This window comes from Sphingomonas sp. S2-65, assembly GCF_021513175.1.
Classification (GTDB): domain Bacteria; phylum Pseudomonadota; class Alphaproteobacteria; order Sphingomonadales; family Sphingomonadaceae; genus Sphingomonas.
In genome coordinates this window covers 1728720-1750000 of sequence record NZ_CP090953.1, presented here as the reverse complement: position 1 = coordinate 1750000, position 21281 = coordinate 1728720, and the positions used below count along the sequence as shown (strand labels likewise).

Sequence of the window (21281 nt, the reverse complement as noted above, 5' to 3'; positions counted from 1 at the left end):
AAGCTTAAGCCGTTAGGTGTAGGCGCAGCGAAAGCGAGTCTGAATAGGGCGACTGAGTTTGATGGATTAGACCCGAAACCCGGCGATCTAGGCATGACCAGGATGAAGGTGCGGTAACACGCACTGGAGGTCCGAACCGATTAACGTTGAAAAGTTACCGGATGAGTTGTGTTTAGGGGTGAAAGGCCAATCAAGCCGGGAAATAGCTGGTTCTCCGCGAAAACTATTGAGGTAGTGCCTCGGATGGACACCCTAGGGGGTAGAGCACTGGATGGATGCGGGGGTCGCGAGATCTACCAACTCTAACCAAACTCCGAATACCTAGGAGTGATATCCGGGAGACAGACGGCGGGTGCTAAGGTCCGTCGTCAAAAGGGAAACAGCCCTGACCTACAGCTAAGGTCCCCAAGTCGTGTCTAAGTGGGAAAGCATGTGGGAATCCCAAAACAACCAGGAGGTTGGCTTAGAAGCAGCCATCCTTTAAAGAAAGCGTAACAGCTCACTGGTCTAAATAAGGGTTCCTGCGGCGAAGATGTAACGGGGCTCAAGACACGCACCGAAGCTTAGGGTGTGCTCGTTTACGAGTACGCGGTAGCGGAGCGTTCCGTACGCCTGTGAAGCAGACTGGTAATGGTCTGTGGAGGTATCGGAAGTGCGAATGCAGACATGAGTAGCGATAAAGAGGGTGAGATGCCCTCTCGCCGAAAGACCAAGGGTTCCTGCGCAAGGCTAATCCGCGCAGGGTGAGCCGGCCCCTAAGACGAGCCCGAAGGGGGTAGTCGATGGGAACCACGTTAATATTCGTGGGCCTGGTGGTGTGTGACGGATGACGTGTGTTGTATGCTCTTATTGGATTGAGCATGCTTCGAAGTTGTCCCGGGAAATAGCCCCACCGTATAGACCGTACCCGAAACCGACACAGGTGGTCAGGTAGAGTATACCAAGGCGCTTGAGAGAAGTGTCCTGAAGGAACTCGGCAAATTGCCTCCGTACCTTCGGAAGAAGGAGGCCCTCACAGAGCGCAAGCTTTATGAGGGGGCACAGGCCAGGGGGTAGCGACTGTTTAGCAAAAACACAGGGCTCTGCTAAGTCGGCTTCAAGACGACGTATAGGGCCTGACGCCTGCCCGGTGCCTGAAGGTTAAGTGGAGGGGTGCAAGCTCCGAAATGAAGCCCAGGTAAACGGCGGCCGTAACTATAACGGTCCTAAGGTAGCGAAATTCCTTGTCGGGTAAGTTCCGACCTGCACGAATGGCGTAACGACTTCCCCACTGTCTCCAGGACATGCTCAGCGAAATTGAATTCTCCGTGAAGATGCGGAGTACCCGCGGTTAGACGGAAAGACCCCGTGCACCTTTACTGCAGCTTCAGAGTGGCAGTGGAGAACAACTGTGTAGAATAGGTGGGAGGCTTTGAAGCCATGGCGCCAGCCGTGGTGGAGCCACAATGTGAAATACCACCCTGTTGTTCTCTACTGTCTAACCACGCACCGTTATCCGGTGCTGGGACCCTCTGTGGCGGGTAGTTTGACTGGGGCGGTCGCCTCCTAAAGAGTAACGGAGGCGCGCGAAGGTTGGCTCAGGCCGGTTGGAAACCGGCTGTTAGAGTGCAATGGCATAAGCCAGCCTGACTGCGAGACTGACAAGTCGAGCAGAGACGAAAGTCGGTCATAGTGATCCGGTGGTCCCTCGTGGAAGGGCCATCGCTCAACGGATAAAAGGTACGCCGGGGATAACAGGCTGATAACCCCCAAGAGCTCATATCGACGGGGTTGTTTGGCACCTCGATGTCGGCTCATCACATCCTGGGGCTGGAGCAGGTCCCAAGGGTTTGGCTGTTCGCCAATTAAAGTGGTACGTGAGCTGGGTTCAGAACGTCGCGAGACAGTTTGGTCCCTATCTGCCGTGGGCGTCGAAATTTGAGAGGAGTTGACCCTAGTACGAGAGGACCGGGTTGAACATACCTCTGGTGTACCAGTCGTTCTGCCAAGAGCGCAGCTGGGTAGCTATGTATGGACGGGATAACCGCTGAAAGCATCTAAGCGGGAAGCCTCCCTCGAGATAAGATTTCTTAGGACGGTCGGAGACCACGACCTTGATAGGCCGGATGTGGAAGTGCGGTAACGCATGGAGCTAACCGGTCCTAATTGTCCTATTCGCGCTTGAGAGTTCCACCATCAACAACAGCCCTGGATAACTTCCAGAGCGCTTGTTCGAAGCGTGATGATTACACACAGCCTGCACGGGCATCGATCGAAACCCCCTGTTCACGGGTCCCCACAAGGGACCCGTTCTGGGCACACCGGCTTCATTGCTTGGTGGCCATAGCGTCTGTGACCCACCCGATCCCATCCCGAACTCGGACGTGAAACCAGACAGCGCCGATGGTACTATCGCTCAAGCGATGGAAGAGTAGGTCGCCGCCAGGCATTGCAGCCGGTGTCCCCCAGAAAAACAGCACGGAAAAAACCCATCCACTTTGTTCGTTGGCCTCAGGCGCCGGCAGCCGCATCCGCGGCTTTAGGCTACCGCGCCAATAAGGCGCGACGGCCAGTCGGCCTTGCGGAAGGCTCGCCTTCCGTTCGTATCCTGAACCGATATCGCAATTGTCGCGGGGTGGAGCAGCCCGGTAGCTCGTCAGGCTCATAACCTGAAGGTCACAGGTTCAAATCCTGTCCCCGCAACCAACACACAAGCCGCCTCGGGACCCCCGCGGCGGCTTTTTTGTGCCCAGCGCATGCCAACCCACCGCAGCCAATTGACGCCGAGCTTCTCTCCAACGGGCGGTGTCTTGATCGCGCGGTAGCCTCGACACCGCTGAATGGACTACGCGTTCCACTCCGGCTGCGCACGAGGCGCGGCTTACTCCTGCATCGCTCTGGTGGAACGATATGGATTTGCTTGCCCTGGCCGACTTCACCTTGGTCGCCCGCCATGGCGGTTTCGGCAAGGCGTCGCGCGCCGCCCGCCGGCCCAAGGCCACCCTGTCGCGTCGGGTGGCGGAGCTTGAGGCAAGCCTGAACCTGCGGCTTTTCGAACGAGGCCGCCGCGACCTCAAACTGACCGAGGAGGGACGCGCGCTGTTCGAGCGTGCCGGCGCGCTCCTGACCGAGCTGGAAGAGACGGCCGCGGCGATCGCTTCGGGCAGCGAGCAGGTGCGGGGCCGGCTGCGGATCAGTGCGCCCCTGCTGTTCTCGCAAACCGCGATGGGGCGCCTGGCTGCGGAGTTTGCACGCCGGCACCCCGAGGTGCGTCTGGAAGTGACCACCGAGGACAGGCCGGTGGACATGATCGAAGAAGGATATGACATTGTCATTCGCGTGGACCCCGCGCCGGATGAGACGCTGGTCGGCCGTCCTTTCCTCCACGATCGCCTGGTTGTGGTGGCGGCTCCTGGAATGCCACAGACAACCGACGCCCTTGTGCCGGCAATAGTGCGTGGTGCCGCCGCAGCGAACAGCTGGAGCGTGGTGACGCCGCAGGGACGATCGGAGTTGGAGGTCGACCCGGTGCTTCGCTTGTCATCGCTCGTCATGATCCGCGATGCAGTGCGCGCCGGAGCAGGAGCAGCACGCCTGCCGTTGTCGCTCGTCAGCGGCGACATCGCTCGCGGGCGCCTGGCGCATTGGGGAGACGTAGCGGACTCGCAGATTGCGCTCTGGGCGCTGTATCCGTCGCGCAGGCTGCTCAACATCAGGGTTGCCGCCTTTCTGGACTTGCTGCGGCAATCCTTCCCGCGGGCAGCACCGGAGGAACTTGCCGCTTACGTCGACGGATAAAGGGCAGCGCGCGCCACAGGCCCGGGGCAATGCTCCGGCGTAGGCGACGCATTGGAGAAGGCCCAACTGGTATGCCAATGCAGCGGCCGCGCAGGGGTCACCGCGGTGCTTGGAAAATGCCTGAACCACGGGCTGTCCGGGAAGCCCATCGCCTCCAATGCTATTCCTGCGTGCCGGACGATCGGGCGACCGCGCTGATCCAGCATGCTGCCATCGAAGCCGTTTCCGGTGAACAACTGCACCCCCGGCTGGTTCGTGGTCATCGTCATCGTGCGCCCGCTTGCCGGGTCGCGCAGGCGCACCGCGCCTCCGGATTGCAGCACGATCATGTCGTCCAGCCCGCCGCTCTGGAGAAGCGGGGCGAGCGGCCGCGGACGTGTGAAATCGAACCGGGTCCTGCGCACGCCCGGCAGGACGCCTGTCGGAAGCTTGCGCGCATCGATCGCGACATATCTGCGCGCGGCGGCGCTCAGGGTGTGGCATCCGATCGTGCCTTCGCCTGCAAGATTGAAGAAGACGTGGTTGGTCAGGTTCGCGACCGAAGGGCGGTCGCTTAGCCCCTGTATATCGAGCGTGAGGGTGTTCGACGTCCGCGCGAGGAAGTAGCGCGCGGTAAGTTTGAGCCTTCCCGGGAAGCCCTGCTCTCCATCCGGGCTGATCAGCGCGAAGGTAACGCCGCTGCCTCCGGCGTTCGAGAATGGAGTGCCGCGCCAGAGTGCGCGGTCATAGCCAGGATCTCCGCCATGCACCGTGACCCCTGAAGCGTTCGTCGCCAGGGGGTAGCGCACGCCGTCGATGACGATCTCGCCCCGCAGCCGCCCAGCATAGCGGCCGACGATCTGCCCGAAGCGCCGCTTGGTGAACGTGGCCAAGTCGCCGGGGCCGACTACAACCTCCACTGGCGGGCCGGAGGGGCGGGCCAGGCGTATGCTGGCGATCGCGGCGCCGTAGGGGATCAGCTCGACTTGCATCCCCCGGGCATTGACAAGGCGAAACCGCTCCACCGCGCGGCCATCCGGCAGCTGGCCGAAGACCTCCCCGTTCCCGCGCTGTGTTCCTGCGGTTGTGGAAGCGGGAAGGGCAAGCAGCGCGAGGACTGCCGCAATCCCAGCCGCGGCACCTCGTAACGATTCAATCATGAAGTTGTATGACATATATTGACACCGCTGGCCAGCAGCTTCTAGGAAGCGGTTCCCGGATGCGAAAGCGTCTGGCCGCGATAGTCATTTTTCCCAAGGGGTAGCAGTTTGCATCCACGCAATGGCCTCCTCCTCGTCCTGGTTGCGTCACTTGTGCCGCAGCCTGCGCTCCACGCCCGGCCTTTCACCTCCCCGGGGCAGGTGCCGCAGTCCGTCTGTCGGGAAGCTGACGGCTATGCCGCCAGCTTCGGCGGGCGCAGGACCTTTTTATTGATGCCCGAAGTGCTGGCGCGCCTCAAGGCTGCGACGGCAAGCGACCCGGCGGCCAAATCGGCCTATGCCGCGTTGCTTCGCGCTGCCGACGCGGCGGCTCGCGGACCACTCTATACGGTCACCGACAAGACCGCCGTCCCGCCTTCCGGCGATCGGCACGATTATCTCAGCCTGGCGCCCTATTGGTGGCCCAATCCCTCGAAGCCCGACGGCAAGCCGTATCTTCGGCGCGACGGCGAGATCAATCCCGAACGTTCGACCGACAGATACGACGTTACCGACCTCGACCGGATGAGCAGGGACGTCGAAGTCCTCAGCCTTGCTTATTATTTCTCCGGCGAAGCACGATATGCCGATCGCGCCGCGAAACTGATGCGCACCTGGTTCATCGATCCCCGCACTCGAATGAACCCGAACATGAACTTCGCCCAGGCGGTGCCAGGGCGAGAGGATGGGCGCAAGGAAGGTGTGATCGACACCACGCGCCTCCAGCGGGTAGTCGAGGGAATCGGCCTCATCGCGCCGTCGGGCATGTTGACCAAGGCTGAGCAGGCGGGGCTGGAAAAGTGGTTCGGCGACTATGTCGACTGGATGATGACCAGCAAGAACGGCAAGGCCGAGGATGCCGCACGAAACAACCACGCGCTATGGTATGATGCGCAGCTGGTACATTTTTCCTTGTTCGCGCGGCGGCCGGACATCGCGCGCAAGGTGATCCATGCCTTCCCCGAGCGCCGCATCGCGCCGCAGTTGACTCCGGAAGGTGCGCTGCCCGAGGAGTTGGCCAGAACCCGGAGCCTGCATTACTCGATCTACGCGCTGCTTGCGGCGTATGACGTGGCCGAACTTGGCCGCTGCGTCGGAAGCGACCTGTGGAATTATGAAGCGGGCGGCAAGAGTCTGAAGCGTGCGACTGATTTCGTCGCTGCCTATCGCGGTCGCATCGGTGATTGGCCGTACCGTGAGATCCGGCCCGAGGAGGAAGAACTGGACGAACTTCTCCGCAGGGCGAGCGCCGCGTGGCCGTCGGCGGTGTATCCGGTACAGGTATCCGCGGAGATGCGTCGCTTCTTCGGCCATGGTCCCGCCCTTGGCGAGGGTAGGGAACGCGCCGCGGACTGAGTTCGCCGGCGCGAACTCGGGTTTCTCGAGCCGTCGGAGCGGCCGCGATGCGGCCGCTCCCCGTTCTCAAATCCGCAATTCGGTCCATTCCGCCGTCGAGTCACCGCCGCGGTTCGTCTGGTTGCTCGACGTATGGTACGCGCCCATCTTGGCGTAGAAGTTGCGGCCGCTCTTCAGGCTGCCATCATAGACCGTGCCTGCCTTGTCACCGTCGGGGTTGGACTTTTTGCACGTGACGCCGTTGATCGTATATTCCGGCGTCTGGCCTGCGCTCGCGGTCACGCTGACAGTGTAAGAGCTGCCGATGCTCACTTCGGGTGCCCCGCTGCATAGCTGGCCACCTTGCACGATGTAGAACTCGTACCGGCTCGTCCCCGACTTCGGCCGCACGGCAAGCTGGGTGATCGGCTCCGACGGGCCGGAGGTCTGCCCGGCTGCCACGACGTTCAAGACCTGCATTACGCTGAGCCAGCGCCCGCCGCTGATCAGCTTGAATCGCCCGCTGGCCGAAACCCCCGATGTGCTGGAACTGCCCCGAAGCTCGGCGCGCCCGGGCACGGAATCGGTTCGCTGCTTGACGATGAAGCGCTTTCCACCGCTGATGTTTTCGATGCGGCCCCCAGCATCAACGTCCGTGGTATAGGCATAGGCGGTTCCTGCCGCAAACAGGACGGCGCAGACGGCGATCATCGACATCTTTGGTAATAATGCGGCTTTTTGCTTGTTCCTTGTCATGCTTCCATCTCCTGATTTGGCCTTCATATTGCGGTTACCACGCGATTTACTAATCGCGACTCGCTTTATTGGCAAAACGTAGACTGGAATATGACCTGATAATTATCAAGATAAAGGATCTAATCAGTTAGAAACTGTGACTCAACTGGTGAAGTGCGGCGTGATTACTCAACAGGACATGCCTCTGCCATTCAGCGGAATGGCAGAGGCCCCGCTATGGTAGTTCTTGCGCGTAGGACGGGCGCTACATCCTCACGCGAACGCCGAAGAAGTATTGCGGGCCGCTGTTCGAAACCTCGGCGATGCTGTCATAGCCGCCCTTGTACATCACGTCCTGCGTGCCGGTGATGTTGAGCGCCTGCGCCTTCAGCTGCACGTTCGAGCTGACATTATATTGTGCCGACAAGTTCACATAGTCGGCGCCGCGAACCTCGCGGTTGGTGCCGCCATTGGGCTTGTAGTAGGACGAGCGGTAGCGATAGTTCGCCCGGAGCGAGAGCCCCCATTTCTCGAAATACACCGATCCGCTGGCCGTCCATTTGGACAGGCCGATCAGGTTGGCAGGATCGATATAGTTCGAGATCGCGTTGCCCGACGTGTCGGGATACTCGAAATTGGCGAACGCGCGATTGACCGAGGCCTGCACGCCGAAGCCGTCCAGGGGCTGGGGCAGCCAGGTGAAGGCATGGCTGCCGGTGAACTCCAGCCCGTAGAGATTGCGCGTCTCGGTATCGTTCGCCGGCGCGACCGGGTTGATGATCAGGTCGACCGTCTGGCGAGGGCTGGGAGCGCCGGGATTGAGCGTGACCGTCGTCACGGTGATGGGAGTTGGAATGGCGACGTCACGGCCGATCACCGTGCCGACGACCCATTTGTAATAGCCCGCCAGCGCGAACAACGTGTCCTTGGACGCGTATAGCTCCAGGCTGGCATCGGCGTTCCAGGCGCGGAGCGGCTTGAGGTTCGGGTTGCCGGTGGTCGCGTTGAAGATGATGTTACCCAGCCCGCCGGTACCCGTCGACGGATTGAGGTTGATGCCGGCGCCGAAGCTTTCGATGCCGGAGCGGGCGATCGCGCGGTAGCCGGCCAGGCGCAGCTTGAACTTGTCCGAAAGGTCGAACGCCACGTTCGCGCTCGGCAACAAATAGCGGTAATGGCCGCGGCCGGTGTTGCTGGTCAGCTGTCCGGTGGGATCCACGGCCACGGTGTAGGTGTCGCTGCCGGGATCGATGGTGATCAGATACGACTGCCGATACCCGACCGAGGTGATCCGGGTGTCCAGCCAGCGCAAGCCCACATTGCCCGAGAACGGCGTTTGGCCCAGGTCCGAGCGGAAGCTCGCCATCGCATAAGCGGTGTAGATCCGCTCGGTGACGTCGATGTCGCTCGGATCGCGCCCGTCGGTGGGCAGGGGAAGCGCATCGTCGCTGCCGGTGAACGTGCGGAACAGGCAGTCATTGTCGAACGTCGCCCAGCGGTTCAGGTTCGTTCCCGTTCCCTCCATAAAGGACCGGGTGGTGAACGGCGCCCGGCAGTTCTGGTTGGCCGCGGTGATCAGCTGCGCCGGGGTCTGGCCGTTTACGGGCACAATGGTGTTCAGGTCGCTGTTGCGCGCATTGTCGTTGGTACGATGATGGTCCGAATAGCGCGCACCGAACTTGAAGGCGGTGAGGAAGCTGTTGTCGAACAACCGCTCGACGTCGATCCGGCCTGCCCAGATCTCATCGCGGCGGTCGGTCGCGAAGCGGTTGCGGGCATACACCGCGGTGTTGGACGTCGCCAGGAAGCTGGCGGGGTTCGTGACGTCGAAATTGTTGCCGAAGGTGATGGTCGGAACGATGTTGTCGTCTTCATAGGTCAGCTGATACGGCACGCGCGTGGTGGAGCGCATGCGCGTCGCCTTCTGCGTTTCCGTACGGTGCGACCCCGAATAGCTGCCGTCTGCGGTGAAGTTCCACCCGTCGGGCCGCCAGGCCAGGGTGATGCCGCCACCCTTATAGTCCTCGACACGTTGCCGGCGCTCGAGCTGGTTCTCGATGTTGGAATTGCCGCGATAGCTGATCAGCGCGCCTTCGCTATAGCCGTTGTCGCCGGTGCCGATCAGCAGCGGCTGCACACCGCGCAGGCCCTCGGCGATCGCCAGGACATTGCGCTTCTCCAGGCTGTTGCGTTTCGAATACTGCCCGTCGACGGCGATCTCGAAGTCCGGTGTCGGGCGCCACTGCAGCGTGCCCATCACCGCGTCGCGAACCTCGGCGGTCTGCTGGGTGCGGAAGCTGCGTGAGGAGTTGGCGAAATAATAGTCGCCGATCGTCTCGCCGACCGTGACCGGGGTCGCCCCGGTGGAAGGTGCCACCGCGCGAGGCCCTGTCGCGAACGTGCAGTTGGCGCCCGCACCCGAAGCGACGAGTGCCGGGGCGGTTCCGGTCACCTGCGAGGGATTGTTGGCCACGGTGTTGCACAGCTGGAACGTGGCGTTGGCGTTGTAATAATCTTCCGGCGCGGACGTGTCCTGCCGCTGGTAGCCGATCGACACGCCGATATCGCCGATGCCGGTCGAATAGCTGTCGGTATAGGAGATGTTGGCACGGTAGCCGAGCCCGTCCTCCTGATAGACGTCATCGGCCTTGGGCTGATAATCAGCGCGGAACTCGGCCTGCAGGCGGCGCTTGCCGTAATCGAGCGGCTTGAGGGAGCGAAGCTCGATGATCCCGCCGACGCCGCCCTCCAGGAAGTCGGCTTGCTGCGACTTGTAGACCAGCACGCCGTTGACCAGTTCGGACGGGAACTGCTGGAACGCGACCGACCGGTCGGGACCCGCCGTGGACACCTCGCGTCCGTTGAACGTCGAAAAGCTGAGCGTCGGCCCAAGCCCGCGTACGGAGAGCTCGTTGGCGTTGCCCTTGAAGCGATCGGCAGAGACGCCGGTGATCCGCTCGAGCGTGTCGCCGACCGAATTGTCGGGCGTGGCGCCGATCTCGTCGGAGACGAGGCCATCGACGATCACGCTCGAATTCCGCTTCAGCTCGATCGAGGTGCGCTGCGTCGCCCGCGCCCCCGTGACGATGATCTCTCCCTGCGCGTCGGCATCGGCTTCTGCCGCGGCTTGCGCGATCGGGTCGGTGCGTGCCGTGCGTGTGTCCGGAGTACCGGTCTGCGTCGGATCGGTCGGTGCGCCCTCCGGCTCGACCGGATTGGGCTGAACGGTGGGAGAGGTGAGGCTTTCGGCCTGCGCCTGATCGGTGCTTGGCTGCTGCTGGGCGAGCGCTGCGGGAATGAAAAGGAACGAAGCACTGACGAGTAGCGCAGCCCGGTGTCGGCCAACCATGTTTGCTCTCCTGAGATCCGCCTTCTTCGAGAGGCGATGACGACTCGGGATACCGGTGTCACATGCGGAAATCAAGGGTTGTAGGACAACTCCCAGCGAAGATTGAACGGCGCGTTGGGTAGAGCCGATCGCGTGCACCCGACGACGCTGTTCATCGGCCCCGTGGTCGCGGCATAGGCCGGTGTCGTAGTACGCGGCGTACACGCGCCATAGCCCTGCGTGGCGAAGCGCGTGACCGCCCCCTTTGCGAACGTCGTTTCCCCGTCTCCCACCGAAGTCGCTCCCGTGGAGAAGCTGCCGAATTCCACATCCAGCTTCACCGCTCCGATATTACCGTTCGGAACGACGCGATCCTCGCGCACGATGTGGCCGGGCGTGAAAATGTACCTCGTCTCGACGCTCAGTCGCGGATCGGCGACAGCATCCTTCCCGCCCATCCGGTCCCAGACATCCTGACGCCAGGTGACGGTCGTCTTGCCGCCCTGGCGATTGACGCGAACGTCCTTGAAGAAGGCGAGCGGCATCAACACGCTGCCATCCTTCAGCGTGATGCGCGGCAGGAGTTGTGGCCAGGTCGCGTCTGGCGAGCCCTGGAGCATCCCCGGTGCGAACGGCACGGGAAAATAGGGGCTGTGCATGTGCTGCCCCTCGGCGCCGTTGATGATCGGCAGCGAGAGGACTTGCCCGCGGTCGCGCAGCGTGAGTACGCCACGGTCATATTGCCCGCGCGCGAACCAGGTGAAGCGGTGCGCCGGCAATGTCGACAGCCAGCGCGCATAGCCCGGATCCGGCGCACGGCCGCGGTAGCCGAGATCGCTCCAGATCGCGTCGGTGTAGATATATTGCCGCGCCAGGCTGAGATTCTCGCCGAAGATGCGGTGCTTGCCCCGATAGGCGTCGGTGCGGCGGCCCTCGTTCCACAAGTCCACCGACCCGGTGGCCGGGTCGATCCAGAAATCGGTGTAGCGCGCCGCGATCCTCGCCGAAAAGGCGTAGGCCATGCGCTCTTCCTGCGGAGTCAGTACCTTCAGCGTCGCCGCTGCCGTCAGCGTTTCGAGGAACGCGGTCTCGCCATAGGCGCCGATCGAGCGCCCATATTCCCAGCCTTCGCCGCGCAGGTTGAAGCGCGGCAGCATGAGGTCGACCGACCGGCGAAGCCATTGCCGAACCTCGGGCGGCGGCGTCATGCCCGTCTCGATCATCCGCTGCGCGATTTCGCCGACCAGAAGCACGCTGTAGCGGTCGAACCGGCCCTTGCCCTCGGTCTCGTCGGCAAAGCCATATTCGCCCGAATATTTGCGGTAATGCTCGAGCGTGCGTGCGAGCAACTGCTCCGACGCGGAAGCATCCTCCCAGCCCAGCAGATGGCGCAGCCGCGCAACTGGAAAGGCGACTCCGTAATAGTTGTTCGGCAGGTCGATCAGGGTCAGGTCCGGCCGCACGAACCGCCGCCAGTCCAGCTTCGTCCGCAATGCCGCAAGCGTAGCCGGCCGGAGCGCCCGGTCGAGCAACCCGGCTTTGCGCAGCGAATGCAGCGCCGAGATGTAGTAATAGATGCCCCAACTGTCGTTGGTGTCCTGCAGCGTGATTTCGGCCATGTCGGCGAAGTCCTGCAACCGGCGGTCGAGGCGAGCGTCCGCCTTGGGCAGCGCCAGCACGCGATAGGCCATGATCGCGGCGATCTTCCCCGGCAGGAACTTGTCGCCGCTCTCGAACACCCGCACCCCGTCGATCGTCATCCCGCGCTTCTCGCGCAGCAATTGAAGGACGAGCGTCTCCACCTGCGGCATCAGTCGCGTCGATACGGTGGCGTGCATCGGCGGCGGAGCCAGATAGATCTGGCCGCGCGGATCGGGTGCCGGCGCGTTCACCGCCAGCAGCATGGGCGCAAGGGCGAGCATCGGCGTCATCGGCGGCGCTCCTGCTCGGCACGGGCCAGATCGTGGATCGCGGTTCCGGCCAGCACATAAGCGCCCGCCCCATAGAATTGCGTATCGGCGGCGGCGACCACGTCGGGCCGGTCGCTCACTTGCTGGACCCAGCCCAGCATGCCCGACGGCTGCACCGCACGTTCGAGCGCGCGCCAGCCGCGGATAGCCGGCGCGCGGTATCGCACCGGGTCGAGGATGCCGGCGCGGATGCCCCAGGCAAAGGCATAGGTGAAGAACCCCGTCCCGCTGGATTCGGGGGGCGTATCCGCGCCATTGTCCAGCAGCGAGGGCGCCCAATAGCCGTCGGGCTTCTGCAGGGTGACGATCCGCCCCGCCATGTCGCGGAACAGCCCGACATACCAGCTCCGCCGCGGATCATCCTTGGGCAGCCCCTGGATCACACGCGCCAGCCCGGCAAGCACCCAGCCATTGCCGCGGCTCCAGAAGAGCTTGTTGCCCTTGCCGTCGCGCCGATCGAAGAAGCGGCTGTCGCGGAAGAACAGCTTCTCGCCGGGGTCGTACAGATAGTCGGTGGTCGCCTTGAACTCGTCATGGACGAAGGCCGCATATCGCGGATCGCGTAGCGCCTGGCCGAGACGCAACAGGGTAGGGGGCGCCATGAACAGCGCGTCGCACCAGCACCAGCGGTCGGTGCACGCGCTGTCGCCGCTTCCCGGACCGCGGGGAACGAACGCCAGGCTGCCGGTGCGGCGGTCCGCGAGGATCCGGTCGAAATAGGCACGGGCCGGCGCGAGTGCCGCGGGTCCGGCCCCGTTGCGCGACGCCCATTCCCACGCCTGCGCGATCAGTTGGTCGTCAGCATGATAGGGGTTGCGGCCCAACTGCCATTGCTCGCGCGCCCCCAGTGCCAGGATCGGCTTGCGGTACGTCGCGTCGCGGTCGGCTAACTCGGTCAGTGCAACCCAGAAGGTTGCCTGTTGCCAATCGCGCGGGTTGCGCACGCTGGCACGCGCCGCCGGCATGTAGTCGAACCGGTCGGCATGCGCCAACTGCCAGTCCGCCACGCGCCGAGTGGACCGAAGCACGTCGGCCGCCCTGGGCATCTCCACAGCTGCCGGCGCAGTTGCGAGCAACAAGGCGGGGAGCAGGCTCAACATGCGTGCTCCTCCCGCTGCGGGCATTCGAAGCCGGCGAGTGGCCATCCAGCCAAAGCATTGATGCCGAACCGTTGTTTCACTGTCGACCTCTCCCTGGACCCGGCATTGTCACCGGTGTCGCAAAACGCTGTTCCCTTTTCTCGTCTAACCTGTCAACAGTTGTCATACAACGGGAGGGCGCATGTCTGGTTCGGGTAAACGCTACGCGCTGCGGGTGAAGGCCCCAATCGCCCCGCTCTTGCTGCTGCTCACCCTGGCGGCGGCTCCGGGCCAGGACAGCGCCCCGTTCCGACCGGCTTCCCCGGCCGAGCGGCAGGCGCGGGCCGCAGTGGTGCTCGGCGACTATCGCTATGACGATCTGTTGTGGGAAAACGACCGCACCGCCCACCGCATCTACGGCCATCGGCTCGAGGCAGTGGAGCCTCCTTCGGGCTCGGGGATCGATGCGTGGGGCAAGTCGGTTTCGTGGCCGTTCATGGATCGCCAGCTGCGCACCGGCGACCAGCATGCCGATCATGGCGAAGGCGTGGATTTCTACAATGTCGGCGCGGCCAGGGGCACGGGCGGGCTCGGCATCTGGTACGACAACAAGCTGTGGACATCGCGCAACTATGTCCGTCACCGCATCCTGAACGCCGGCCCCGACGTCGCCGACTTTTCGGTGGGCTATGCGCCATGGCCGGTCGGCGTGAACCGCCAGGTTTCGGAGACGCGCCGGTTCACCTTGCCCGCCGGAACACACTTCACCCGCATGATCTCGACGCTGTCCTCCAACCGGTCCGAACCACTCGTCGTTGGCATCGGCATATCGCGCCGGCCCACGGATCCCACGGCCGCCGGCACTTTCACGGCGGACCGCGCGACGGGGCGCTTCGCATGGTGGGGACCGACCGATCAACGTCATGGCACGATGGCTGCGGCGCTGCTCGTCGACCCCGCGATGATCGTGGATGTGAAGAATGACAGCGACAACCACCTCGTCCTCCTGCGCGTCCCCCCAGGCAAGCCCTTCGTCTACTATGCCGGTGCAGCATGGGATCGTGGCGCGGACATCCACACGCAAGCCGAGTGGATCACTTATGTTCGTGCGGCACGCGCAGATTTCACGGCGGATCATGACTGACCTCGGGCAATCAACTAGGCTAGACCGAACGACATGACGTCTACCAAAGCCGCTTCGCTCGCCGATGATCTTGTCGCGCGCTTCAGGAACGACATCGAGTCAGGCGTCCTTGCCCCCGGCGATCGTTTCCCCACCGAAAAGGCCGTGACCGAGGATTTCGGCGTGAGCCGCACGGTGGTGCGTGAGGCGTTCGCCCGGCTAGCGGCACAAGGGCTGCTCGAGTCGCGGCGCGGATCGGGCGCTTATGTCGCCGAGAACGCGCGCTACCGGGCGTTCCAGGTGATGCCCGAGGATCTCGCCGCGATCGAAGACGTGTTGAAACTGCTGGAGATGCGGACGGGGCTGGAGACGGAGATGGCCGCGCTGGCTGCCGAGCGGCGGGACAACACCGACCTCGACGCGCTCGAACGCCTGCTGGCGGAGATGGAAGTGAGCGACGACGGCGCGCAGTCGATGGTGATCGACCGCGCCTTTCACGCCACGATCGCCAATGCCACGCGCAACGACTATTATGTCCGCTTCGCCGATTTCCTCGGTCTTCGCCTGATCCCGTCGCGGGCGCTGTATCTCGTGGGCGAAGGGGCGATGAAGCCGCAGGAATATGCCCGCGTCATCAATGCCGATCACCGGGCGATCTACCATGCCATCGCGGCGGGCGATCCCGTCGGCGCACGCGAAGCCGCGCGGCTGCACATGCGCTCCAGCTATGAACGCTACGCAGCGCTTCAATTGCGAGTGCCCCGCGCGGACGCCTGAGGCGATCAGCGCGAGCGGGGAGAGGTTCCTCGTCGTAGTTGCAACGGTCTATGGGGCGACGGCAGGCATCCTGGTCCCGCCGAGCTTCGCCAGCACGCAATCGACCGCGATATAGCGCGATCCAGCCGCTCGGCACGAAGGCGCCAGGCCCGCCAGCAAAGGCGGGCGCTCCGCCAGCCGCTTCGATGCTTCCATCGCCTCGGCGGGTAGCGTGCGGCGATAGGATCGCGGAAGCTCCCGGCCCAGCAGCACGGCGTCGTCCACCAGCAGGTAATCCGCCCGCGAACGCACCAATGCCGCCTTCAATATGCGCGCATCGCTCGTGGAGGCGATACGCAGGTCATCTGCCATACCCGCAGCGATATGGCGGTAATATCCCGTTTCCCACGGCACCGCGTGCTCGGTCGACGCCGTGATCGCGCGTCCCGCCAGTGCCGGCAAAAAGGTCAGGTCTTCGGACACTCCGCCGATGCGCACATTGGCGGGCATCGCCCTGGCCTGGTCGATCACCTTGCGGTCCGATGGCGTCTCCAGCTTGGCCAGCGGCGTCACGAAGCAGCCCGCCAGGCACAAAGCAGTGAAACCCGCCGCGACGCGCGAGCGCGTGGTCCAGGGCCGACGAACGAGCCAGCCGCCGATGATCTGCCCGAGCGCCAGCCATTCGAGCAGCGACAGCACCCGCTGGCTGTAGCGGCTGGGCAGATGGAGACGAAAGGCGACCAGCCACGCCACCACGAACCACAGCAATGCCGCCGCCACTGCCAGCGCGTAGATCCGCTCGCGTCCCCCCGACTTCAGCCCGCGCCAGCCGAGCCAGAGCAGCGGCGCCAGCAGCACCAGGTTCGCCGCCCAGGCCATCGGCACATGCCCGCACCGGACCAGCTCCGGCAGGAACCCGGTGCGCATCGAACAGAGATAATCGATCTCGCCATTCTGATTGACGATCGTGCTGCGCGCATTGGGCGTCATCAACGCCGGCATCCGGCGCGCCTCGTCGAGGCTCAGCACCGGGCCCCAGGCCTCGGTCTGCTCGCGAAAGAGCAGCGCCAGCGCGATGATGAGAAGCCCCACTGCCGAAAGCCGGGCGACGTCGCGCCAGCCATTCGCGAACGGCGGAAACTGCTTCAGGCTCAGCCGCGAAAGCCCCAGCATCGTGAACAGCGTTACCGCCGGCGCCGGATAGACCAGGGTCAATGCGGCCGCCGAGGCCGCGAGCGCGATCCAGCGCTGCCGCACCAGCGCGTCCAGGAAGAACAGGATCGCAGGCACCGCAACGCCGCGCGGCGTCGCGGAGAAGATCGAATCCTCCTTGGTCAGATAGGCGATCACGAACGCCGCGGCGACGAACGCCACGCGTGGATCGGGGCTCATCGCGCGCGCCAGGCGCCACGCGCCGGCGCCCGACAGCGCCATCAGCGCGACGGACAGCAACCGCGCTATGTCGGTAGGCACCACGCCCAGCGCGGCACCGGCGCGGTAGATCGCCTGATAGGCCGCTGGCGACATCGCCGTCCAGAAATCGGCCATCCAGTCGCCGGCAAGCGCGTGTGGGTCGATCAGGCGCGGCGTCCAGGTCAGGAACTGGCGCGCATCGTCCTGAATGACGAGGTCGCCGATCCCCGCCAGCCAGGGCCGTACGAAGATGTCGGCGACGTGCACCGCGAGCATGACCAGCATCGGCGCGACGAACCATCGGCGCCAGCCCGCGACATCGTCCTGTGCAGGTACCGGAAGCCTCATTGCGCGGGCGCGGCCCGCCCCTTCCAGTAGTCGCCGACGAAGGGCAGCCCGGCGATAGCGGGCAGAACGTAGCGCAGGGTCGCGAACAGGCCGAGCAATGCCGCCTCGCCTCCGTTCAGCCACGGCGCGAACAGCAGCACCAGCGCGGCATCGCGCGTACCGACCCCGGCAAAGGTGAACGGCAAAAGGCCCGCAAGGATCGCCAGCGTCCCGAAGGTTGCGGTCTCGGCGAACGGGATCGTCGGCGCGATCGCGCGCGCAAACAGCCAGATCTGGAACAGATGCCCTACCCAGATCAGCAGCGATCCTGCCAGGATCGCGAACGCTTTGCCCCGGTCGGCCCAGAAGCCGCGGGTAAGTTCGTTCCAGGCGCCGCTCACGGCCGCCACCTTGGCGGGAAGCTGTCGGTCACCGAGCAACCGGCGCAGCGGAAGGCGCTCCATCAGCCCCGGGATCATGACGCAGAACAATGCCGCCGCACCGCCCGCCACTACCAGCAGCGCCAGCCCGGCGCCGGGAAAGTGTAGCCCCGCGACCAGCAGCGCCACCGTTCCCATCGCCAGCAAGCTCATCATGTCGAGCATCTTCTCGAACACGACCAGGCTCAGCGCCCGCGCATCGCCCATGCCGTCGCGCTGGCGCAGCACCCAAGCCTTGGCGATGTCGCCCATCTTGGAAGGCAGCACCAGGTTGAGGGTCGAGGCCGAGAGGATCAGCCGGATAGAGGTGCCCAGGCCGATACTGCCATCGGCCAGCACTCGGAACCGCTCGGACGTGCCGAGCGTCAGCGGCACGACCATCGCGATCGCCGCCCAGAACCAGGTCGGGTCGGCGCGGTGTGCGGCATCGACGATCGCCTTGAAGTCGACGGTCGACCACAGGACCGCGATCAGCCCCAGGCTGACGACGATTCCAATCAGGCGCTTCTTCACGCGCCGGGCTCGTAGCGGCGGGTGATGGTAAGCGGCGCGGCGCCCGACAGCGCCCGCACCTGCGCGGTCACGTCGTCGAAGGGCTGCAACTGTGCCGGCTCCCACACCCGCGCCATGATCGTGGTGATAGAAACCTGAAAGCCGCCGATCCCCGCGCGGCGGACGTTGGCCCAGCCGGACCGTGGCGTGATCCGGTCGGTGACGACCAGGGCGCCACTCTCCCAGACGATGCGGCGGCTGGCATGGAACGGAGCATCCTTGCGCCCCGTCACCAGGATCGCCTGCAGCATGCGACGCACCAGGTCGGGAAACCAGCGCCCGATGCTGAGCATCATCAGCCGCAGCACGATCGACTTTGCCGGCGTCAGCCGCGCGGTCTTGGCATAGGCCATCGGACCCTCGACTTCTATCGCGTCTGCCGTACGCTCGACCACGCGCATGCCGGGCAGGTGCGACACCGCCACCTTGCCATCGACCAGCGCCAGCGTCGGCCCGGTATCGGCGCGCAACAGCCGCTCGCCGTCGAACAGCCGGAACGCCGCCCCGCGTCCCCAGCCGACGAAGAGCCGCAATGTGCCCTTGGCCTGCACTCGGATCTGCGCGCCTTCGTGATCGGTCAGCCCGTCGGCGAGTGCCAGCGGGGCAGGGCGCTCCGCCTGCCAGTCGCGCCACGCCAGCATCCGGCTCCAGGCGTGATGCCCGACGATCCGGTCGTCGGCATGGCTGGGGCCGACATCGGCTTCGAACCGCCGATAGCCACGCTCGGCAATGGCAAGCGCCTGCCGGTTGCGCGCGCCGATCCTCTCCAGGCCATGGGGGAAGAAGTTCACCGTCGCGCGGCTGGTATACTCCCCGCCCAGCGTCCCGTCGGGGTGGATCACCGTGGCGAGAAAGGCGACCGCGCGGTCGATCATGGGTTGCAGGTTCAGGTCAGGCCGGATCGCGTCCGCGTCGGCGAGCATGCCGATCGTCAGCGTCAGATATCCCGGGTCGGCGCCGCCATATTCGTCGAACCAGCCTTCTGCCGACTGCCACGACGCGATCCGCGCCACCCGCTGCGCCAGCGCCTCGTTCCAGCGCGCCGCGTCACGCTGGCTCATCCGCGCCAAGCAGGCGATGATCAGCGCCTCGTGATTGGAAAGCCGTCCGCTCTCCTGATGATGCGCCAGCCACTCGGCCCGCTTGGCGAAGAACGCCTCGATCTCGGCATCGCCTTCCAGCCCGACGATCTTCGCGGCCTCCAGGCAGGCGAACAGCGAGAACGCCGCCGCGCCCGCCGCGCGCTCATGCGGGTAATAATCGTCGCACGACCCGTCGGCATGCGCCGAGCGCGCGGCATAGCGGATTCCCGCCTCCACCCAGTCGCGCATCGCCGGCTCGCCATGCCAGCGATTGCCCGGCATCGGCAGCGCCCAGGCGAGCGCGAGCGGCAGCACGAATTCCTGGCTCATCCCGCACGGGAAATCGAGGATGCGGTAATGCCAATAGGCCCGGTCGAAGCACCCATAGGTCGCGCTGACGGGGTTGCGATCCTGCTGCATCAGGATCTGGGGCAGGCTCGCCAGCGCGGCCTGGGCGAGCCGGTCGCGGCCCGTAAGACTGTCCGGCATCAGCGGCTCTCGTCGTCCGTCTGGCGCAACTGCGCGTCGAACTTGCGCAGCCGGTACTGGATGTCCTGCAACAGCCGCCGATTGATCGACAGCAGCTTGCCGAGCACCGCGGCGATCAGCAGGAACACCGCGCTCAGCAGCAGCCCCGCGGAGGCGAGCAGGCTCGGCACATGCGCGCGCGGGCTTCCGCCGAGATACAGCCACAGCCAGCGCAGCGCCAGGATGCCGCCGACGATGGCGAGCGGAAGGCTCATCGCCACAAAGGTCCGTGCCGGCTGATAGACCAGGGTGGTACGCAGGATCGACTTCGCCGAGCGCATCACATAGTCGGGAATGGAGCGCACTAGCCGCGACGGCCGCGTCTCGCCATTGACGCCGATCGGTACCGATACGATGCGCACGTCGGACAGCCCGGCATGGACGATCGTTTCCAGCGTATAGGTATAGCTGTCGAAGGTGTTGATCCGCAGCGCCGCCTCGCGCGACAATGCGCGGAAGCCGCTTGGCGCGTCGCCCACCTTGGTGCCCGACGCCAGTCGTACCACCCAGCTTCCCAGATGCTGGAGCGCGCGCTTCTGCCTCGAGAAGTGCTCGATGTCGGGAATGGGACGATCGCCCACCACGAACTCGGCCTCGCGGTCCAGGATTGGGCGCACCAGCTTGCCGATGTCGGCGGCCCGATACTGATTGTCGGCGTCGGTGTTGACGATGATGTCGGCACCTTCGCGCAACGCCCGGTCGAGCCCGGCCATGAAGGCGGTGGCCAGTCCCTTGTTGATCGGCAGGTCGACGATATGGTCGACGCCGCACGCCTTGGCGACCGCCACCGTGGCGTCGCGGCTGCCGTCGCTGATCACCAGCGTCTCGATGATGTCCACGCCCGGGATCGAGCGCGGCAGGTCGGCCAGGGTCGGCCCCAGATGCTCGGCTTCGTTGAAGCAGGGGATCTGGATGATCAGCTTGATCGGCCTGGGCGCCGCTTGCGGGCGGCTTTCGGCGTCACCCAAATTCAACAAAGCCGTTTGCGGCTGAACCATTACGTCGTCGCTCCACCAAAGGCCGCGGGGCGGCCCGGTACGGATCGGGTGGTGCGCCACCCGATCCCTTCGCTATCCTCTCTGACGTCCGGGATGGCCAGAAATAAGGCACGGTACGAAAGTCGGCCGGCGACGCACACGCCGCGCCGGCATTTTGTAGGTATCACTGCGAAGATAGAGCAGACACGCGGCGGACCGCAATCCACCTATGTTGGTGGACTGCGGCCGCTGCGGCAGGCTTAGCGCTTGTCGATGCTGAGCCGCCCGGGGCCAAAGGCAACCACCTGAAGCAGGCCGCCCGCGATCGCCACGTTCTTGAAGAAGTGGATGAACTGGTTCTGGTCGCTCAGCGCGGCGTGGAAGGCGATCGCCGTGACGATCGAAAACGCCGCCAGCACTGCCGCCACCAGCCGGGTGCGATAGCCGAGCACCAGCAGCAGCCCGCCGCCGAGCTCCACCAGAATGGCCAGTCCCAGCGCCACCTGGGGCAACGGCAAGCCGGCCGAGGAAATATAGCCGATGGTTGCGGCGGGCGCGGTCAGTTTGGCGAAGCCGCTGAGCAGGAAGATCGCGGCGATGCCGATCCGGCCGATCAGCGGAAGATACGAAGCGGCCTGGCCGTCGGCGGCATGGACGTGGGTCGTGGTAGGCATGAGCATT

The 21281-nt window shown here is 64.6% G+C and carries 14 protein-coding genes, 1 tRNA gene and 2 rRNA genes (1 of these 17 only partly in view); 7 read left to right on the top strand and 10 right to left on the bottom strand.

All coding sequences use genetic code 11. The features are described from left to right. The 4 genes from LZ586_RS08215 to LZ586_RS08200 all read left to right on the top strand — a co-directional run. Window positions 1-2165: ribosomal RNA gene (locus tag LZ586_RS08215) — 23S ribosomal RNA — on the top strand (it extends 630 nt beyond the left edge of the window). Between the two features lie 147 nt (window positions 2166-2312). Then, window positions 2313-2427 (top strand): 5S ribosomal RNA (rrf, locus tag LZ586_RS08210). A gap of 181 nt (window positions 2428-2608) precedes the next feature. Further along, window positions 2609-2685, top strand: a tRNA-Met gene (locus tag LZ586_RS08205). Window positions 2686-2889: 204 nt separating this feature from the next. Further along, window positions 2890-3777 (top strand): LysR family transcriptional regulator, encoded by an 888-nt coding sequence (locus tag LZ586_RS08200; protein WP_235079422.1) that lies wholly within the window; start codon window positions 2890-2892, stop codon window positions 3775-3777. On the opposite strand, the gene LZ586_RS08195 is transcribed toward LZ586_RS08200, so the two are convergent. Continuing rightward, complete coding sequence (locus tag LZ586_RS08195; protein ID WP_235079420.1) at window positions 3762-4931, bottom strand: aldose epimerase family protein; 1170 nt, start codon at window positions 4929-4931, stop codon at window positions 3762-3764. The genes LZ586_RS08200 and LZ586_RS08195 overlap by 16 nt on opposite strands. A 258-nt stretch (window positions 4932-5189) precedes the next feature. Here LZ586_RS08195 and LZ586_RS08190 point away from each other — a divergent pair, with 258 nt between their 5' ends. Continuing rightward, window positions 5190-6311, top strand: a complete 1122-nt coding sequence (locus LZ586_RS08190; protein ID WP_235079419.1) for an alginate lyase family protein — start codon at window positions 5190-5192, stop codon at window positions 6309-6311. Window positions 6312-6377: 66 nt separating this feature from the next. On the opposite strand, the gene LZ586_RS08185 is transcribed toward LZ586_RS08190, so the two are convergent. The 4 genes from LZ586_RS08185 to LZ586_RS08170 form a co-directional block, all read right to left on the bottom strand. Next, complete coding sequence (locus tag LZ586_RS08185) at window positions 6378-7046, bottom strand: hypothetical protein (protein WP_235079418.1); 669 nt, start codon at window positions 7044-7046, stop codon at window positions 6378-6380. A gap of 244 nt (window positions 7047-7290) precedes the next feature. Continuing rightward, window positions 7291-10374 (bottom strand): TonB-dependent receptor, encoded by a 3084-nt coding sequence (locus tag LZ586_RS08180; protein WP_235079416.1) that lies wholly within the window; start codon window positions 10372-10374, stop codon window positions 7291-7293. A gap of 71 nt (window positions 10375-10445) precedes the next feature. After that, window positions 10446-12284: a hypothetical protein gene (locus tag LZ586_RS08175; protein ID WP_235079414.1), complete on the bottom strand. Its 1839-nt coding sequence runs from the start codon at window positions 12282-12284 to the stop codon at window positions 10446-10448. Further along, window positions 12281-13423, bottom strand: a complete 1143-nt coding sequence (locus LZ586_RS08170) for a glycoside hydrolase family 105 protein (protein ID WP_235079412.1) — start codon at window positions 13421-13423, stop codon at window positions 12281-12283. The genes LZ586_RS08175 and LZ586_RS08170 overlap by 4 nt, the downstream gene beginning before the upstream one ends. Window positions 13424-13604: 181 nt before the next feature. On the opposite strand from LZ586_RS08170, the gene LZ586_RS08165 reads away from it, so the two are divergent. Next, on the top strand, window positions 13605-14546 hold the full coding sequence (locus LZ586_RS08165; protein WP_235079410.1) for a DUF4861 family protein: 942 nt from the start codon (window positions 13605-13607) through the stop codon (window positions 14544-14546). 33 nt (window positions 14547-14579) lie between these two features. After that, on the top strand, window positions 14580-15302 hold the full coding sequence (locus LZ586_RS08160) for a FadR/GntR family transcriptional regulator (RefSeq protein WP_235079409.1): 723 nt from the start codon (window positions 14580-14582) through the stop codon (window positions 15300-15302). A 48-nt stretch (window positions 15303-15350) separates the two neighbouring features. Here LZ586_RS08160 and LZ586_RS08155 read toward each other — a convergent pair whose 3' ends face one another. From LZ586_RS08155 to LZ586_RS08135, 5 genes are all read right to left on the bottom strand, one after another. After that, complete coding sequence (locus tag LZ586_RS08155; RefSeq protein WP_235079404.1) at window positions 15351-17042, bottom strand: hypothetical protein; 1692 nt, start codon at window positions 17040-17042, stop codon at window positions 15351-15353. Continuing rightward, window positions 17039-17974 (bottom strand): lysylphosphatidylglycerol synthase transmembrane domain-containing protein, encoded by a 936-nt coding sequence (locus tag LZ586_RS08150; protein WP_235079402.1) that lies wholly within the window; start codon window positions 17972-17974, stop codon window positions 17039-17041. The genes LZ586_RS08155 and LZ586_RS08150 overlap by 4 nt, the downstream gene beginning before the upstream one ends. Continuing rightward, a complete protein-coding gene (locus tag LZ586_RS08145) occupies window positions 17971-19584 on the bottom strand; it encodes a hypothetical protein (protein ID WP_235079400.1) in 1614 nt (537 codons plus the stop codon). Before LZ586_RS08145 ends, LZ586_RS08150 begins: the two co-directional genes overlap by 4 nt. Continuing rightward, window positions 19584-20621, bottom strand: coding sequence for a glycosyltransferase family 2 protein (locus LZ586_RS08140; RefSeq protein ID WP_235079399.1), 1038 nt, complete (start codon window positions 20619-20621; stop codon window positions 19584-19586). Before LZ586_RS08140 ends, LZ586_RS08145 begins: the two co-directional genes overlap by 1 nt. Before the next feature lie 239 nt (window positions 20622-20860). Continuing rightward, window positions 20861-21274, bottom strand: a complete 414-nt coding sequence (locus tag LZ586_RS08135; protein ID WP_235079397.1) for a DoxX family protein — start codon at window positions 21272-21274, stop codon at window positions 20861-20863. Window positions 21275-21281 lie beyond the last annotated feature (7 nt).